Raw genomic sequence first — 15,160 nt, forward strand, 5'->3', positions numbered from 1 at the left:
CTTAGCACTAGTGAAAGGACCGACGTGACGGTCTCCATCATCGGGACAGGACAGTCCGCCTACACCCGACATCCCCGAGCAGGAACAACGACTTCCGGCGTTATCTCCCGCGCAGTCCGGAACGCCCTGACGGAAGCGGGACTGACGCCGGCCGACGTCGACGGTTTTGCGGTCTCAAGCTTCACGCTCGGTCCGGACCACGCCATCGATCTCGCCTGGCGTATGGGTCTCAAGCTCACCTGGTTGATGCAGGATACGAACGGTGGTGCAAGCGCCGGCGGGATGCTCCAGCATGCGGTGCGGGCGATCGAGGCCGGAGACGCCAAAGTCATCGTTCTTGCGACCGGCGATCTGATGGAAGGGCAGGCATTCGCGGAGCTGGTAGCGAACTACAACAGCGCAACCCGGGACCATCTTTCCCCCTTGCCGATGAACGGGCCCAACGCGTTGTTCGCCATGCTGACCACCAAACAAATGGAAACCCTTGGGCTCACGCGGGAGGACTATGGCCACATCGCCATCGCCCAACGGGAGTGGGCGGGACTCAATCCGGACGCCGTGTACAGGAATGCCCTCACCATGGACGAGTACCTGGGCGCCCCGGTCGTTGCCACCCCGTTGGGACGCTTTGATTGCGTACCGCCCGTGACCGGCGCGGATGCTGTGGTGCTCACAGCCGATCCGGGCGACGGGACGCCGCGAGCAAACGTGCTCTCTGTGCGGGCCTCGTACAATGCCGATCAGCAGGCTGGTGACGGGCTGGCAACAGGTCTGCGGAGTATTGCGGGTCCAGCATGGAACGAGTCCGGCATCGGCCCGGAAGACGTTGGTCTTGCCTGCGTCTATGACGACTACCCGTCCATGGTGGTGGCGCAGTTGGCCGATCTTGGTGTGCTGCCGGCCGAGGAAGACCCTTCAATTTTCATTAAGCGCCGCATCGCAACCCGGGAGTTGCCGGTCAACACGTCCGGGGGCCAACTCTCAGCCGGACAGGCTGGTGCTTCCGGCGGTATGCATGGGCTCGTTGAGGCCGCCAGGCAGCTGAGAGGCACGGCGGGATTGCGGCAAGTCCACGCCCAACACGCTGTGGTCAGTGGATACGGAATGGTGCTGTATCGCTACGGTGCGTGCGCCACGATGGCAGTGCTGGAGCGTGGAGAATGAGCGCGGCCATCCAGCAATGCTCCTTGTGCCAGGCCAAACTTTTCCCTGCGCGGCTCTTCTGCCCGGCGTGCGGCGGCGATAGCTTCCTGTCCGCCGCTGTGGACGTTGGAACGGTTTCGGCGACCACCACGCTTGCCGACGGCACCATCCTTGCCACGCTGACCCTCGACGGCGGCGCCCAGGTGGTTGCCCGGCTCACTGGAACCGATGTGGAGCCGGAGCCCGGACGCACAGTGCCCCTGACCAACTTCCGGGATGCCGGTCCAGGCATCCATGCGTACATACCTACCTACCTTGAGATGAATGAGGACTCCCAATGAACCCCACACGTGCCCAGCGCCGACAGCGACCGTTGACCATCCCGGAGATGCTCCTGGAACGCGCCCGGAACGCACCGGCAGCCCCTCTCTTCCGCTGCGGCGACGTCAGCCGCGACGGCCAGGCGATGGTGCAGGCTGTCGCCAAAGCGGGCGGCATGCTGCGTAACGCGGGCATCGAACGCGGCCAGACAGTAGCGCTGATGTCCTCCAACAGGACTGAGCTGATGGACGTGATCCTTGGTTGCGCCTGGATCGGTGCTGTCGCAGTTCCCATTAACACGGCAAGCCGCGGCGAGCAGTTGCGGCATGTGCTGGAGAACTCGCAGGCGCAACTCGTTGTGGCGGAAGCGGAGTATGTGTCCCACCTGGACGCTGTGGCCCCTGCGACGCTCAAGACTGCTTGGGTGATCGATGGTGCGGAGCAGGAATCCTTGGATTCCTTGGATCTCCTCCCTCTTCCCGCATACGGAGTTGCTGTGGAACCTGTGGATGCAGCCCCATCAGCTACCGCAGCCATTTTGTATACCTCGGGAACCACGGGGGTCTCCAAGGGCGTGCTTTGCCCCCAGGGCCAGTTCTATTGGTGGGCCGCCAACATGTCCGACCAGTTGGGCCTCGGACCCGACGACGTTCTGTACACGTGCCTTCCGCTTTTCCACACCAATGCCCTCAATGCCTTTATGCAGGCCATTGAGTGCGGGGGAGAGTACGTCCTTGGACCGCGGTTTTCTGCTTCCCGTTTCTGGGCGGACGCAGCCTCTGCCGGTGCGACGGTGACATACCTGCTGGGGGCCATGGTCGGGATACTCATGAGCAAGGATTCTTTGCCTAACGAACGGGCTCACAGGATCCGTTTGGCGTTGTCGCCGGCCACGCCGGCACGGCTCGTGGAGGCTTTCCGAACCCGATTTGGAGTGCAGTTGCTGGACGGGTATGGATCCACCGAAACAAATTCGGTGATCGGTTCCACCACCGATGAATGGCGGGCCGGTTATATGGGTAAGGTCCGCCCGGGCTTTTCGGTTCGCGTGGTTGATGCGGACGGGGTTCCGGTTCCGGATGGTGTTGCCGGCGAACTTTTGATCCGGAGCGAGCAGCCGCACGCGGTGGCTACCGGCTATCACGGGATGCCGGAAGCCACGGCTAAAGCATGGCAGGACCTGTGGTTCCACAGCGGGGACAGGGTAGTGGTCGAGGATGACGGATGGATACGGTTTGTCGACCGCATCAAGGATGTGATCCGCCGCCGCGGGGAGAACATTTCCTCCATGGAGGTGGAGCACGTGCTCCGCCAACACCCTGCGATCCAGGATGTTGCGGTCTACGCTGTGGACTCCGAGCTGGGCGAGGACGAGGTCATGGCTGCCCTGAAGCTCCGTGAACCCGTTGATTTTGCCGAACTGACGGAGTTCTGCGTTCCACGTCTGGCGTCCTTTGCCATCCCGCGGTTTTTCCGGGTGCTGGACGAGTTTCCGCAAACGGAGAACGGCAAGGTCCGCAAACATGTCCTCAAATCAGCAGGCAGGGAAGCAGCGGAGTGGGACCGCGAGGCAGCGTTGCCCCGCACTGCGGCCGCAGTTGGAGCCCGTTGAGTTTCCGCGCCCGCACGTAGGATGAGGGGATGGATCTGCGGGGGCTGCTGACGACGCACCTGAAGTTGCGCCACCTTGTGATTGTCCTTGCAATTGAGGAACAAGGCAGCCTGGTCCGTGCCGCGGAGGAACTGTATTTGACGCAGCCTGCCCTGAGCCGGGCCCTGGGAGAAGCCGAGAAGGCAGTGGGCTGTGCGCTCTTCGAGCGGACCGGCAGGCGGATGGTTCCCACGCCTGCCGGGCTTGCCTATCTTGAACATGCCAGAGCGATCGTCGGCCATCTAGGCACGCTGCAGCGCAGGGTGGATGAACTCACCGATCCCAATGTGGGACTGGTCCGCTTGGGTGCACACGTTACGGGTGCGAACCTGCTGATTCCCCGGTCCATTGCCAGGTTCACTGCTGAACGGCCACGAGTGGAGGTCCGGCTCCGGGAGGCGCCGCCCGAGACGCTGATCCAGGAGTTAGGCAACGGGGATTTGGACTTGCTGGTGGGTCGCGTGACTGACCACCCAAGTACGTCCCGCTTGCGGCTGGTCCCCCTGTATCGGGAGGATTTCCGGATCGTTGCAGCACCTTCCCATCCCGCGCACCGGCTTCCCAACGCGACGCTAAAGGATTTGGTGGAGTATCCATGGGTTGTGCCGCTGGCTAACACTCCTCTTCGCGATGAGCTTGAGGAGAACTTCCGGAACGCCAGGCTTGGTTCACCGGCGCGGCGCGTTGAATCGTCGACGCCCGCCACTGTTCGCACGCTCGTGGCGGAGTCCGGTTTCCTCGCTCTCATGCCGGAGTCGATGGCTGTTGCTGAGCCGGGCCTGAAGGTGGTGAAGCTCCACCTGGACGGGCTGGCTCAACAGGTTGGCCTCATGTTCCACGCGGACCGACCCATCGCACTGAGCGCTCAACTGTTGGCCAGCACGCTCCAGGACGTAGGAGCTGAGATAGGCCGGGAACTCCAACGGACCACGTCCGAAACCTGAATATTCCGATCCATTGACGATCGTAAAAACTAGTCAATACTATTGGGGGTAAGCGGAACCCTGGACGGCACGCCGACCAGTACGCTTTCCCAGCCTCTTCGAAGGAGACACAACAATGACGGTGACCGCCAACAGACTTGAAGCCTCGCATCAGAATCCGGAGGCATCAGCTGCCCTTGAGCCCCGCAATGTCAGTGAGCTCGTGGGCTTCACCTTGGCCCGCTTGGGAGTGGGCCACGTTTTCGGTGTTGTGGGCAGCGGAAACTTCGCAGTCACCAATGCACTGCGGAAGGCCGGTGTTGCCTACACGGCCGCCCGACATGAAGGCGGCGCTGCCACCATGGCTGACGCATACGGCCGAATGTCCGGAAAGGTGGGCGTGGTTTCCACCCATCAGGGCTGTGGACTGACAAACGCCATCACCGGTATCGGCGAAGCCGCGAAAAGCCGAACCCCAATGATTGTTGTCACCGCTGACACCGCAGCCTCCGCGGTGGGGTCCAATTTCAAGATCGACCAGGATGGCCTTGCCAAGAGTGTTGGGGCTGTGGCCGAGCGCGTTCATTCTCCCAAAACCGCTGTTGCTGACACGGTCCGCGCGTACCGCAAGGCAGTCAACGAGCGCAGGACGGTAGTCCTGTCGCTGCCCACGGACATACAGGCTGCGCCGGTTACGGGGAGCACCGTGCTGGATCGGCCACTTGCGCCGCCGCAAAAGATTGCGCCGTCGCAAGCGGCCGTCGTCGCTTTGGCTGAACTGATCCGTAAGGCGGAACGGCCCGTTTTCGTCGCCGGCCGCGGCGGGCGGGGAGCCGGACCTGAAATTGCCGCGCTCGCTGAGGCCACCGGGGCGCTTGTGGCGACTTCCGCCGTCGCTCATGGCCTGTTCCACGACGACCCCTTCAACTTGGGTATCTCGGGAGGCTTTTCGTCTCCGTTCACGGCGAAGACCATTTCCGAAGCCGACCTGATCGTGGGCTGGGGCTGCGCGCTGAATATGTGGACCATGCGCCACGGATCATTGATCGGACCGAAGGCCACAGTGGTACAGGTGGACGTGGAGGACGGCGGACTCGGAGCCAACCGTCCAATAGACCTGGGGGTCCTCGGCGACAGTGCCGAAACCGCCGTGGCGGTTCTTGCAGCGCTGCAAGGGTGGGGGTACCGGGCAACAGGCCTGCGAACGCCAGAGATGGCTGCAGCAATCGGGCAGCATGCCCGCTGGAATTCCGAGGTCACCGAGGACCTGTCCACGAGCGAAGTCATCGATCCGCGGGTGCTGAGCCGGGAACTCGACCGGATTCTTCCCACCGACAGGATTCTCTCCGTGGACTCGGGAAATTTCATGGGTTACCCCAGCGCCTACCTCTCCGTCCCTGACGAGTTCGGTTTCTGTTTCACCCAGGCCTTCCAGTCAATCGGCCTTGGGCTCTACACCGCTATCGGTGCGGCGAAGGCCCGCCCGGACAGGCTCCCTGTCCTGGGTGCCGGCGACGGCGGATTCCTCATGGCCATTTCCGAACTCGAAACTGTGGTGCGGGAACGGATCCCGCTTGTGGCAATCGTCTACAACGACTCAAGCTACGGCGCAGAGGTGCATCATTTCGACGTCAGTGACGAGGAACTGGACGTGGTCCGCTTTCCTACCACGGACATCGCTGCCATCGCCCGGGGTTACGGCGCTGCTGCTGTGACAGTACGACAAGTGGCGGACCTGGAGGCTGTGCGGGATTGGCTGGCCGGGCCGCGGGATGTTCCCTTGGTCATCGACGCCCGCATCGCTTCGGATGGCGGGTCCTGGTGGTTGGCAGAGGCGTTCAAGGGCCATTAGTTGTCAAGGGAGTAGCTCTTGTATTCTGCCGCCGCGTCGGTGACGTGATCGCCGTCGAACTTCAACGGCTGGCTGGCCGCTCACGTGGCTCGCCGCCCGAGTGGGCCGGGGCTGAAGATGCGCCGGGCCAGACCGCGCGCTGGTCAGCTAGCGTGCTGGCCCCGCAGTCTCCCGATATCAGGTTCCTGAAAACGCTCGTTCTTGGCCGCCAAGTATCGGAGAATGATTCCACCTTCAGCAGCGGGGGCTCCGATCGCGAGCAATGGGCGGTTTGCGGTGCCAAGTCAATCAGCCGGTGGGCGTCAACGGTGGCGGATGCTCCACGACAAGTTCGTGGTCGAGGAACGGTACATGGAACCCAGGGCCCGCAAGGCCCTCTACCGCACTGCGGTTCTGCTGGTCGTTGCCGGACTGGTGCTCTTCCTGGCAACACTTATCAGCGTGTTGCGCAAGGACGGGCTGGCCAGTGCGGACGACGAGCAAACCCAGTGGTTGGTGAGCATCCGGTCCGAGCCCATGACCACGGCCATGATCATTGTGGCTATCGTTTTTGGACCCGTCGCCATGCCCGTCGTCGTTTTCGTCGTCACTGCGACATGGGTTATTGTCGCCAAGCACGCGTGGCGGCCGGTCCTGCTGGCCGGGGCTATGCTGACGGGGGTCGGCCTGGCCCAAGTGATCAGCCGGTCGGTCGGCCGGCCGCGGCCACCCGTCGAGCTGATGCTCTTCGGCGCCGACTACACTTTCTCGTTCCCGTCAGGGCACGTTTTGGGTGCCTCGAACTTCCTGCTCATCACCACATTTCTGGTTTTCTCGAGGCACAAGAATCCCAAGGCCGCCGTTCTCAGCTTTATCGTCGCGGCCGCGTGCGTTGTCCTCACGACCGTGTGCCGGCTTTATCTGGGCTACCACTGGGTCAGTGACGCCATCGCTTCGGTGTCATTGTCGCTTGTGGTGCTGGGCGGTGTGATTGCCCTGGATACATGGCGCACAGCGCGTGTTCCCGGGGAGGACGTCACAGGGGACTGGTCCGTGGTGGAACCGGCGGGAACGTCAGAGTCAGGCGCGGCCGAAGGGGCGGGGGACGGCCAAGAGATCTGATGGCGTTCAGGGCAACGACAACAGACACAGCTTCGCCATGTTCCAGCCGCACAATGGTTCCACGGGTTACCTTCAAGCCGGCGGTGCGCCCGGCTGACACGAAGGTGTGCGTTAAGTACGCTCCTTTCCCCGGCGGCCCCATCGGCCTAGCGGCGAACTAACGGCGAAAGAAGAGAACCCCCGGAAATCCGCAGATTTCCGGGGGTTCAACCGAGCTTCCTATCAGAATCGAACTGATGACCTTTTCATTACGAGGGACAGTCCTTTGAGCCTAGATTGAGGCCAGGCAGGGGTTCTTGGTGACGAAAAAGTGACGAGCTACTTCCAGCCCAAGCCAGACAGGGCATCGTTCAAGCGCCCAGCGCTGTCATGTAGATCGTGGTCAAAAAGTCCGGCATACGTGTCCAGGGTCATGGTCGCGCTTGCGTGTCCGGCAATGCGCTGAACTACCTTGACATTAGCGCCAGAACTGATCGCCAGGCTCACTGCGGTGTGACGGAGGTCGTGGAAGGTTGGCCGAGGGAAGGATGGGTCTTGTATGGCTGCCCGGGCGATGGCAGGCGTGTAGTGCCGTCGTGTCCACGTATTGTTGCGAAGCGCTGAACCGCGTCCACCGCTAAAGATTCTTGTACTCAGTGAACCTGCGGGTAGAGCAAGTTCAAGTCTGCGGGCGACTAGCCGGGGGAGTGGCACCACCCTGCTTTCACCGCCTTTGGTTGGACCTAGCACCAACTTGCCGCCGACTTCGGAGTAGGCCCTGCGCACGGCAACGGATGGCATTAGGCCAAGATCCAAATCTTCATAGGTTAGCGCCGTGATCTCTCCCCACCTCAGTCCGCATGTACCCGCCAACATGACAAACAGTTCAAAATCGCCGCACTCGGCGGCCAAGCGGGTGAGTTGCGGCATGGTCAGATAGACGTGGTCCCGCTGTTTCTCGCGCGCGGGCACGTAGTCAGTTTGACCGGCGGGATCCTTCGCCGGATTACTAGGCAGCAGACGACGCTTGACCGCGTGCCCCATAAGTCGACCGAAGTAGAGTCCAACCTCCCGGCGGGTTGTGATCCCAGCGGGCCGTCCGTCGCGGCCCTTGAGGCTTGTGATCCACTCAGCCACGTCGTCATATCTGACGCTTGCGACTGGAGTGTGGGCCCAGCGGGGGCCCACATAGTTCTCGTACCGCCTTCGATAGTTGTCGACAGTCTTCGGGCTGGCCGGTTTCCTGCCGCGCGCTCCCACGGATGTGATTCGATCCATCCAGTCCTCGTACAACTGGCCGACGGTAGTCTTGCTTGCTGCGCGGGGATCAATGAACGTGCCTCCACGAATGGACCTCACGGTGGCGTGTAGGAAGTCCTCCGCTTCTCGCTTGGTAGCGAACCTCTTCCGCTGACGCACCCCGTCTGCGGTGGTCCAATCGGCCTGCCAGCGCTTTACGCCGGTCGTCAGTCGTTTTACGGCCACTAGTCAGAGTCCCTTCCTGCTTTTATGTCCTTCCAGATGTCGTCGACAACGCTGCTGAATGCCGGGGAAATGCGGGAAGCTTTTCCCTTGCCTTCCAAAATTCCCTTGGCTCGCGCGCGCCGAAGTCGTGCCGACCAGGTCTCCACGCTTTCGCCGCTCCAATCACGAAGCTTCTTTACTGGCTCAAGCGAGACGCCTGCCAGTGCCACATATGCCGCTGCGATGTGAGCGTAGTCGCGGTCTGATTCCACTCGGGGCGGAAGAGGGGAAAAAGCGCGGTGCACATCCGCAACAGAGATCTGCTCGTATCGATCCTGCATCAGCGCTATTGCATGCGCCATGGGAATGGACCGTAGCAGGGAAGTTGTAATTCCCTCAAAGGCCCGTCGTTCGCTACCCTCCGCGTCTTTGACGTAGCCCATGCCGTGATCAAAGGCGTCGAAATCGATGCTTAGGGAGTTGGGTTGCCGAAAGTCCCCCATCGGATGCCCGATGATCCAGCCGATGGTGACATTGAGGCCATGCACTCGGTAGCGAGCCCTCAGGATGGGCAGTTCCAGCCCTCCTTCGAGGACGACGTGCTCCTCAACCTCAGCGTTTCGTCCTATGTATTCAACCCCGGCGGGGAGGGGTGGTAGCCGCACAGTATCCATGTCAAAACTGTAGCACTGTTTGCTTGGCAGGAAAACAGTGCGTGACACGGTTGCGTTGCCAAGCAAACTGTACTAGTGTGTTGGTCACACGGTTTGGTTGGCAAGATAACCGTGCTTTCACTTCACTAGTAAGGATTTTCTTTGCGCGTCATCCCTCAGATCGGCTCAACCGATCACCCGCTGGCTAAGGCCGCTTCCCCATCCGCATATCTAACGCGGCGACAAACCGCCGAGTACCTGAACGTTTCCGAAAAGTGGTTGGCGCAGTCCGGACGATCTTCCGGCCCGACCTTCTACAAGTTCGGCAACCATTGCCGCTACCACCTCGAAGACATACAACAGTGGGCTCGCCAGCAGAAAGTGAAGCTCTGATGGGAGCAGGGTCTGCACTCATGAAATCCCGTGCGATGCCAGACAGCGCGCCGCGGTCCACACGGCAGAGGTTAAACCTGATGGGCGATTCCTTTGCCGTCGGTTACCTTGCGGCCGCCAATCCTAGATTTGACGACTTCGTCGGTCCTAATGTGGATGGTTGCCATATTTGGGCTGGAGCGAGGAACTCCAAAGGCTACGGGAGGTTTCGGCTGGGAGGTCGGGTAGTGTTTGCGCACAGGTTTGCATTCGAGCGAACCAAAGGGATCATCCCTGATGGCATACAGGTAGACCACATCTGTGGAACTCCGTCCTGTGTTCATCCTGATCATCTGCAGCTCGTCACATCGCAACAGAATCTCGCTTTGGCCCGCATACGGGCTGGGAAGGCGTCGTCATACGGGCGCCAGGACGCGCGCAACGATGGATTGGCTATCGACGTTGACGATTTGCCTTTGTACGAGGCGGATTCACCTTCTAGTGTGGGGGCGCAGGCTTGGGTGCCACCGCTGATCAGTGGTCACTGGGGTCTGATTGACGAAGGATGGAGCGATCCACGTTTCCACAACTGACCGCTGATAGGCCCATTTGGACAGCCGAGCGTTATCGCGAGGCCGTGGAAGCGTCTTCCTTGAGAGCGAGCGTCCGGAACACATTGCACGCAATGGTTGACCACGCTGCGGCTCAGTACTCAACAATCGATCGAGCGACACTTCTGCAATTGACAGGTGGTCGTCGAGAGGCCACGGTAACCGCTCACTGGGATAAGGCGCGGTCTCATGGTCTGCTCGTTAGCAAGCAGCGATTCAACACCACTTCTATTCATAAGTTCACGATTCCTGGTGCCGACAGCGCTGACATCGACGTGCTGGCGATTGGGATGCCGTTACGGGCGCATCTCTGGACGCCCGCAGAGCTGGCGTGGTGGGATACCCTTTCCGTTGACGATCCTGAGGAGCCTCCCTGGTCGGCCGATCAAGCACCGTTCTGAAACCGCATTCTAAATAAGGTGAACCAGAGCCGATGGCTTGTGAACCTTATTCTTCGACACCGATTGGATCGGTCGGCGCCCAATGACTGGCTGATTGTCTTTGACATCAGCCTGTTACGCCAGCAAGGTGCTTCTCGGAATACGCGATCGCGTATTCGGTCAGCTTGATCGACTTCTCGCGCACAGTAAATAGCTCTACACCTGGGGGAGGCTCCGGCTGCATGCCGGAGTCTTCCTCGCATTCAGGGATTTCGGACTCTCTTCGCCTGCGCGTTGGCGCAGGAGCTTTGGTATCACGGCCGACGCGACCAGCGATGTGTGGAACAGAAGTCACGTCGTGTTCCAAGTGAAAGGAAGCATCAAGATGCCGCTTTTCGTTCCGATGGCTCGTGAAAACTCAGGTAAGCAATAGCCATTCGAAACAGGTTCATATCGTCTTTGAACAGGCCTAGGCCCCGATTGCAGTTGGCGCATAGGATCCCCCGAACGCAGTTCCCACAGGAGTATTCTCCTGGACAGCAGGAGTGGTCGTGGTCGACGGCTAGGCGTACTCCGCCCGCCCCGAGCGGGGCCGTGCAGATCGCACATCCTCCTCCCTGGGCTTCGAGCATTTCGTCGTATTCGTCGATGTCAATTCCATAACGCAGCATCTTGAGCGAGGACGCTTGACAGCGTCGGCACCTGTGGTTGAGGCCATCCCGAGAGAAGGATGATTTGCTGAAATCTGATTCTTGCTTCCATTCGTTGCAGCTCGGGCACAACTTATTTCCGTCCCCATCACGGTCCAGGACCCCCTTGCCGCGATTCCGGTTTCCGCGCAGCGGCACCAGCACTTTGCCTTCTGCCTGTTGCCGCAGGTGGTGGCGGCAAAGTCCGCCGCCGTTTGGGACATCCTTATGACGGCATTCAGGGAATATGCAGGCCTTCGACTCGCCGCGCTCCCGCAGCACGACGAGTGGCTTGAGGTTCTGCCCGCGATTGGATTGGCCATAATGCCCAATGCAAAGCTGAAGGCTCTTGTTGTGCATTGGGCGTCCGCAGATTTCACCGTCCGCGCCTGGGCCAATGCATGGCCCAGAAGGCACATTGGTTCTTCTTATTGGCTTCAAAACGCCCGCTGTTCTCAGTTGCTTAGTGTGAGGAGCGCAAAGAAGGGTTTCCCGGGATTGGACTTTACGTTCACACTGTTCATCGCCATCTCGACCAGGGCCGCTGCACTGAAGGTCGCCCAGGGCCCCGAGTCTCTGCTGAATTGGCCCGAGCCACCCGCGAGTGTTCATCTGATCGTGATGGGTCCTGCAAAGTTCTGTCGCCCTAACCTTGATCGGCCTGCCACAAGACTCACCCTCATCCAGTCCGGGCCCGATGCATTCTTTTCCGGCGGAGACCTGATCACCAGGACGGGTCCCTACACGAGGGGGGCCGGTTGGCTCAACTTCGGTCTTGCCGGTGATCCAAACCTCTGGGGCATGCTCGCCCGGGGTGTTGTTGCAGTCCATATCCTCTATGACCTCCATCGCAATCCAGTCAATGTATCACTAGTGGAGCAGACAAGACTGACATTATTGCTTGACATAGAAAGATGCCCACTAGACCCAGCCAATCGTCGGAAGCGCAGCTTCTTCGTTGGCAGCGGCGTCGGGAGCTCATCGGTGCTCGGATCCGGGAACTTCGCTTAGAGCAGGGACTTTCCCAGGAATCACTTGCGCTCGAATCTGGCCTTAGCCGAAATATGATCATCGGTATTGAATGGGGCCGCAAGAGCGTGGCTTACGAAAGGCTGTGGGACATTGCGGAAGTTCTAGGGGTTGGGGTAGACGTGTTCATTAGTGAACCGACTTCAGGCCCGCAGCATAGAGTGCACAGAGGCGGACGCAACCCTATGTCGCCGTCCGACTGATAGCCCTGACATCTGTGGGCTGCGTGTCTGAGCCGAGTAGCAGTAGGCGGACATTCGCAGCGGGGGCTCGGCTCAGTGGTAATTTTCGCCCCTAATTGCCCCAATAGGGGTCGTTTGTAACGCTGCGGATCGCAGTGTCCGCGCGGGATTTAACGATTTTGGTCGGCTTTCTAACCCGTACGCGACCGGAGCCGCTATCACGACCGGGGAGGCGAACGCATTGGGAAGGGGTCCTCCCCCCCGCCATTCCGTACGGTCACCCAGCCGGAGGGCGAGGATCGGTGATCTGTAGATTGCGGTAGCGCAGTCCGATTGTGGCTTGAACCACCTGTGGTAGCGCGAACCAGCCCTCGCAATGCAAGAGCGAAAGTTCTGCTGATTCCCGGTCTAGATGCTCAAGTATCTTGAGGGTGTTCTTGTCCGTAATCGGTAGGCTAGCTCCTGTTCTCAGGTAGAAGTCCTGGACCTTCGCGCCCCGCGCCCGGACCTCGAAGCGGAAACTGCAGCTCGGATACTCAGCTTCCAAGTCCTTTTGTAAGTCAGGGAGGACTGCAACGAGCCATGTGGCCATGTCTTCCCATTGCTCAGCGCCTATTTGCTTGGGATCTATGTGATCAGCCAGCAGTATGACCATCGCGGGAGGTAAAAGACCGTGGCGCTTACGGCTCGCTACGCGGGCATGCCAAGCCAATGCGAACTTCACCAACTGGATACTGATGCCAATCGGCTTCATGAAATCGAAGATGTCTCCTACTATGCCGCCGGTGCTTGACCCAACCCCAACCGGCTGCGCCGCCTGACACCGAATACCTGCTCGTTCTAAGAATTCGACAACATGAAGGGTCATGGCCTCGCCGTCCGGCTGCGCCAAACGGGAACGGTTTCCTACTCGTACGTTGACTCCCACTATGTCCGCGGGCAGGTCAACGAAGTCCAGCCACCTGCGTCGGTCAAAACGTTCCTGCTCGCCTTGCTTCATGCTCGCCTCTTCTAATGTGCCGGAGTTCCATCCAAAGGCTACACACTGCATGCGTCCCGTAAGCGAAGAGAATCAAGACGCCTTGGATGCAAAACGCCATGTTGTGGGTACCCCCGAAAAGTTGCCACTCGCGTCGCGCGTATCCCTGACAAATTCCTGTTGATTGGAGGTGGCTAAAGACTCCTGGGAGACATAGCGGGCGAGTGGGCACGGGAAAACTGATCCTGCATGGCGAGAGTCTCTACTAAATCGCAGGACACAAAGAGACAACTTCGAGACCTGCTAACGGCGGCCCCGCTTCGGGATCATCTGCAACTTCTCACGGAATGCGCTGTGGCAGCCCTGGACAGGCACATGGCTGGCCTGCAACAACGCTCGGCCTCAGTCAGCGTGATTGTCGATCTGGGCATCGTCAATCGTCGTGTTCCAGACGACCGACGGGTAGATGATTTTTGTCGTCCCTATTTTCTCCCCGTAAGGGAAGCGCTTGTCGCGGGACATGAAGTACTCCGCTTCGTAGCGGAGGGCGGTAGCAAGATGCGTGGCATCTGCGCCTCTGAGGAGGTGTTTCTTCGCAAGCTTGCGAGCTTCACTGGCGATGCTTACGTCAACCTCAACCCAATGAATCTTGGACTGTCGCAGGAACCGGTCGATCATGGAATCCTGATCAGCTTCCTTTAGCGCTCCGTTGTACCCTGAAAGTTCTACAAGGAGCAGTGTGGAAGCAACAATCTGAATGTCGCCGCGGTCCATTGCAAGAAGAACCTTTAGCCCCTCCTTCCAAAGGCCAGGCTCTTGTTTGATCACGCTGATAATGGGACATGTGTCGAGATACACGCGTGTGGCGGGGGGCTTAGCGGCCACGGGTCACCTCCATGTACTCGTCCGTCGAAAGGGATCCGGTGAAGTTTGGACTTGCACCTAAAAGCGTCCACGGAGACACCGCAGCTGCAGCGCGGTGCTCTTCGAGTAAAGTGAGCCCGAGGCTGATCACCTGCCCCCGGCTATTTCTTTTCAGCTGTCCATGTGCCACGACTTCTTGCCCCCAACATTCCTTCAGTTTGGCAACGTGTTCCGGCGACGCCTGGATCATCACAGCACGTCGCTCCATTGGCACGTAGACCTGTGCCCGAACGCCATGTCTATGACGGCTGTCCAGCACGTCCAAGATGCCGGTTACGCTGCCCCAACTTGTCCTAGATCCAGTCACGGCATCGTGAGCGTTCTTAGCTGTATCGGCCGTCAAGACTGTTTCACTGCGACTGCCATTTACGCTGGAGACACGTATGGCGTCAACGCGACCTTTGGAAATAGAACTGCTCACGCGCTCAACACGTCGAACCGTGGAGGCTGTAAAAAGTTGGGGAATTTCGGGTGTCGTGGCGAGCCCGTCTAGGCCGGAGACCAAGCCTCGGGCAGCAGAACTGACTGTTCCCATGTCGACTGACGGGGGCATAGTGATCGGCGCCAGCCATGCATGTATTGATTTGGATCCGCTAACTTCGACAATTCCCCACTCCACCCGCGCATTCTTGCCCGGACGAGTGGTCCTGTCGATTTCGTCCAAGGACCATGACAGCTGATTAAGGATTGTGGCGAATGTTGGAACCGGGATCCTGTTGGTGGTGTCGATGACTACTTCAATGGCCGTGTCCGCGGTCGGCCGCTCCAGCGTAATGGTCATCTTTCTCACCCCCTCGTCTTAGTAAAACATGAAAGCGCGGCAGGCGGGATCATAAGAAGCTAAGCGGGGCGGCGCGGTGCTGAGTAAGGTGACGCTTTGCACCCCGGGCGGTCTCGTCGCGAAAAT

At 60.0% G+C, this 15,160-nt stretch carries 16 protein-coding genes; 9 read left to right on the top strand and 7 right to left on the bottom strand.

From position 1 onward, the window contains the following. The first annotated feature begins 24 nt into the window (after positions 1–24). From AB0N65_RS17565 to AB0N65_RS17590, 6 genes are all read left to right on the top strand, one after another. Positions 25–1,164: a thiolase family protein gene (locus AB0N65_RS17565; RefSeq protein ID WP_364164479.1), complete on the top strand. Its 1,140-nt coding sequence runs from the start codon at positions 25–27 to the stop codon at positions 1,162–1,164. Then, the gene (locus AB0N65_RS17570) at positions 1,161–1,484 is read left to right on the top strand and encodes a zinc ribbon domain-containing protein (RefSeq protein ID WP_364164482.1); all 324 of its coding nucleotides are present in this window, start codon (positions 1,161–1,163) and stop codon (positions 1,482–1,484) included. The genes AB0N65_RS17565 and AB0N65_RS17570 overlap by 4 nt, the downstream gene beginning before the upstream one ends. Continuing rightward, the gene (locus AB0N65_RS17575; RefSeq protein WP_364164484.1) at positions 1,481–3,076 is read left to right on the top strand and encodes an ATP-dependent acyl-CoA ligase; all 1,596 of its coding nucleotides are present in this window, start codon (positions 1,481–1,483) and stop codon (positions 3,074–3,076) included. The genes AB0N65_RS17570 and AB0N65_RS17575 overlap by 4 nt, the downstream gene beginning before the upstream one ends. A 29-nt stretch (positions 3,077–3,105) precedes the next feature. Next, positions 3,106–4,059: a LysR substrate-binding domain-containing protein gene (locus AB0N65_RS17580; protein WP_364164486.1), complete on the top strand. Its 954-nt coding sequence runs from the start codon at positions 3,106–3,108 to the stop codon at positions 4,057–4,059. A 115-nt stretch (positions 4,060–4,174) separates the two neighbouring features. After that, positions 4,175–5,890 (top strand): thiamine pyrophosphate-binding protein, encoded by a 1,716-nt coding sequence (locus tag AB0N65_RS17585; protein WP_364164489.1) that lies wholly within the window; start codon positions 4,175–4,177, stop codon positions 5,888–5,890. A 315-nt stretch (positions 5,891–6,205) separates the two neighbouring features. Continuing rightward, on the top strand, positions 6,206–6,991 hold the full coding sequence (locus AB0N65_RS17590; RefSeq protein ID WP_364164491.1) for a phosphatase PAP2 family protein: 786 nt from the start codon (positions 6,206–6,208) through the stop codon (positions 6,989–6,991). Between the two features lie 318 nt (positions 6,992–7,309). Here the strand turns inward: AB0N65_RS17590 and AB0N65_RS17595 are convergent, their stop codons facing one another. Together AB0N65_RS17595 and AB0N65_RS17600 are read right to left on the bottom strand one after the other, a co-directional pair. Next, the gene (locus tag AB0N65_RS17595; protein WP_364164494.1) at positions 7,310–8,248 is read right to left on the bottom strand and encodes a site-specific integrase; all 939 of its coding nucleotides are present in this window, start codon (positions 8,246–8,248) and stop codon (positions 7,310–7,312) included. A 206-nt stretch (positions 8,249–8,454) separates the two neighbouring features. After that, positions 8,455–9,108, bottom strand: a complete 654-nt coding sequence (locus AB0N65_RS17600; protein WP_364164497.1) for a hypothetical protein — start codon at positions 9,106–9,108, stop codon at positions 8,455–8,457. Between the two features lie 452 nt (positions 9,109–9,560). Here AB0N65_RS17600 and AB0N65_RS17605 point away from each other — a divergent pair, with 452 nt between their 5' ends. Continuing rightward, positions 9,561–10,052 carry an HNH endonuclease signature motif containing protein gene (locus tag AB0N65_RS17605; protein WP_364164500.1) on the top strand — a complete coding sequence of 164 codons (492 nt, stop codon included), beginning with the start codon at positions 9,561–9,563 and terminating at the stop codon, positions 10,050–10,052. A gap of 525 nt (positions 10,053–10,577) precedes the next feature. Here AB0N65_RS17605 and AB0N65_RS17610 read toward each other — a convergent pair. Then, positions 10,578–10,805 carry a hypothetical protein gene (locus AB0N65_RS17610; RefSeq protein WP_364164503.1) on the bottom strand — a complete coding sequence of 76 codons (228 nt, stop codon included), beginning with the start codon at positions 10,803–10,805 and terminating at the stop codon, positions 10,578–10,580. 25 nt (positions 10,806–10,830) lie between these two features. Beyond that, complete coding sequence (locus AB0N65_RS17615; RefSeq protein WP_364164605.1) at positions 10,831–11,121, bottom strand: endonuclease VII domain-containing protein; 291 nt, start codon at positions 11,119–11,121, stop codon at positions 10,831–10,833. A 246-nt stretch (positions 11,122–11,367) separates the two neighbouring features. On the opposite strand from AB0N65_RS17615, the gene AB0N65_RS17620 reads away from it, so the two are divergent. Together AB0N65_RS17620 and AB0N65_RS17625 are read left to right on the top strand one after the other, a co-directional pair. Continuing rightward, the gene (locus AB0N65_RS17620) at positions 11,368–12,150 is read left to right on the top strand and encodes a hypothetical protein (protein ID WP_364164617.1); all 783 of its coding nucleotides are present in this window, start codon (positions 11,368–11,370) and stop codon (positions 12,148–12,150) included. Further along, positions 12,054–12,371: a helix-turn-helix transcriptional regulator gene (locus tag AB0N65_RS17625; protein ID WP_364164506.1), complete on the top strand. Its 318-nt coding sequence runs from the start codon at positions 12,054–12,056 to the stop codon at positions 12,369–12,371. The genes AB0N65_RS17620 and AB0N65_RS17625 overlap by 97 nt, the downstream gene beginning before the upstream one ends. A 256-nt stretch (positions 12,372–12,627) precedes the next feature. Here the strand turns inward: AB0N65_RS17625 and AB0N65_RS17630 are convergent, their stop codons facing one another. From AB0N65_RS17630 to AB0N65_RS17640, 3 genes are all read right to left on the bottom strand, one after another. Beyond that, on the bottom strand, positions 12,628–13,350 hold the full coding sequence (locus AB0N65_RS17630; RefSeq protein WP_364164509.1) for a hypothetical protein: 723 nt from the start codon (positions 13,348–13,350) through the stop codon (positions 12,628–12,630). A 381-nt stretch (positions 13,351–13,731) separates the two neighbouring features. After that, the gene (locus tag AB0N65_RS17635) at positions 13,732–14,214 is read right to left on the bottom strand and encodes a type II toxin-antitoxin system VapC family toxin (protein WP_364164512.1); all 483 of its coding nucleotides are present in this window, start codon (positions 14,212–14,214) and stop codon (positions 13,732–13,734) included. After that, complete coding sequence (locus AB0N65_RS17640; protein ID WP_364164515.1) at positions 14,204–15,034, bottom strand: hypothetical protein; 831 nt, start codon at positions 15,032–15,034, stop codon at positions 14,204–14,206. The genes AB0N65_RS17635 and AB0N65_RS17640 overlap by 11 nt, the downstream gene beginning before the upstream one ends. Positions 15,035–15,160 lie beyond the last annotated feature (126 nt).

It is taken from the genome of Paenarthrobacter sp. NPDC089322, from assembly GCF_040684895.1.
In the GTDB taxonomy this organism is placed as follows: Bacteria; Actinomycetota; Actinomycetes; order Actinomycetales; family Micrococcaceae; genus Arthrobacter.

Bases quoted from the DNA above. Each gene is read 5' to 3' on its own strand.
- AB0N65_RS17570 (WP_364164482.1), top strand. From the start codon at position 1,161: ATGAGCGCGGCCATCCAGCAATGCTCCTTGTGCCAGGCCAAACTTTTC.
- AB0N65_RS17575 (WP_364164484.1), top strand. From the start codon at position 1,481: ATGAACCCCACACGTGCCCAGCGCCGACAGCGACCGTTGACCATCCCG.
- AB0N65_RS17580 (WP_364164486.1), top strand. From the start codon at position 3,106: ATGGATCTGCGGGGGCTGCTGACGACGCACCTGAAGTTGCGCCACCTT.
- AB0N65_RS17585 (WP_364164489.1), top strand. From the start codon at position 4,175: ATGACGGTGACCGCCAACAGACTTGAAGCCTCGCATCAGAATCCGGAG.
- AB0N65_RS17590 (WP_364164491.1), top strand. From the start codon at position 6,206: ATGCTCCACGACAAGTTCGTGGTCGAGGAACGGTACATGGAACCCAGG.
- AB0N65_RS17595 (WP_364164494.1), bottom strand. From the start codon at position 8,248: ATGGATCGAATCACATCCGTGGGAGCGCGCGGCAGGAAACCGGCCAGC.
- AB0N65_RS17600 (WP_364164497.1), bottom strand. From the start codon at position 9,108: ATGGATACTGTGCGGCTACCACCCCTCCCCGCCGGGGTTGAATACATA.
- AB0N65_RS17605 (WP_364164500.1), top strand. From the start codon at position 9,561: ATGGGCGATTCCTTTGCCGTCGGTTACCTTGCGGCCGCCAATCCTAGA.
- AB0N65_RS17615 (WP_364164605.1), bottom strand. From the start codon at position 11,121: ATGCTGCGTTATGGAATTGACATCGACGAATACGACGAAATGCTCGAA.
- AB0N65_RS17620 (WP_364164617.1), top strand. From the start codon at position 11,368: ATGACGGCATTCAGGGAATATGCAGGCCTTCGACTCGCCGCGCTCCCG.
- AB0N65_RS17625 (WP_364164506.1), top strand. From the start codon at position 12,054: ATGCCCACTAGACCCAGCCAATCGTCGGAAGCGCAGCTTCTTCGTTGG.
- AB0N65_RS17630 (WP_364164509.1), bottom strand. From the start codon at position 13,350: ATGAAGCAAGGCGAGCAGGAACGTTTTGACCGACGCAGGTGGCTGGAC.
- AB0N65_RS17640 (WP_364164515.1), bottom strand. From the start codon at position 15,034: ATGACCATTACGCTGGAGCGGCCGACCGCGGACACGGCCATTGAAGTA.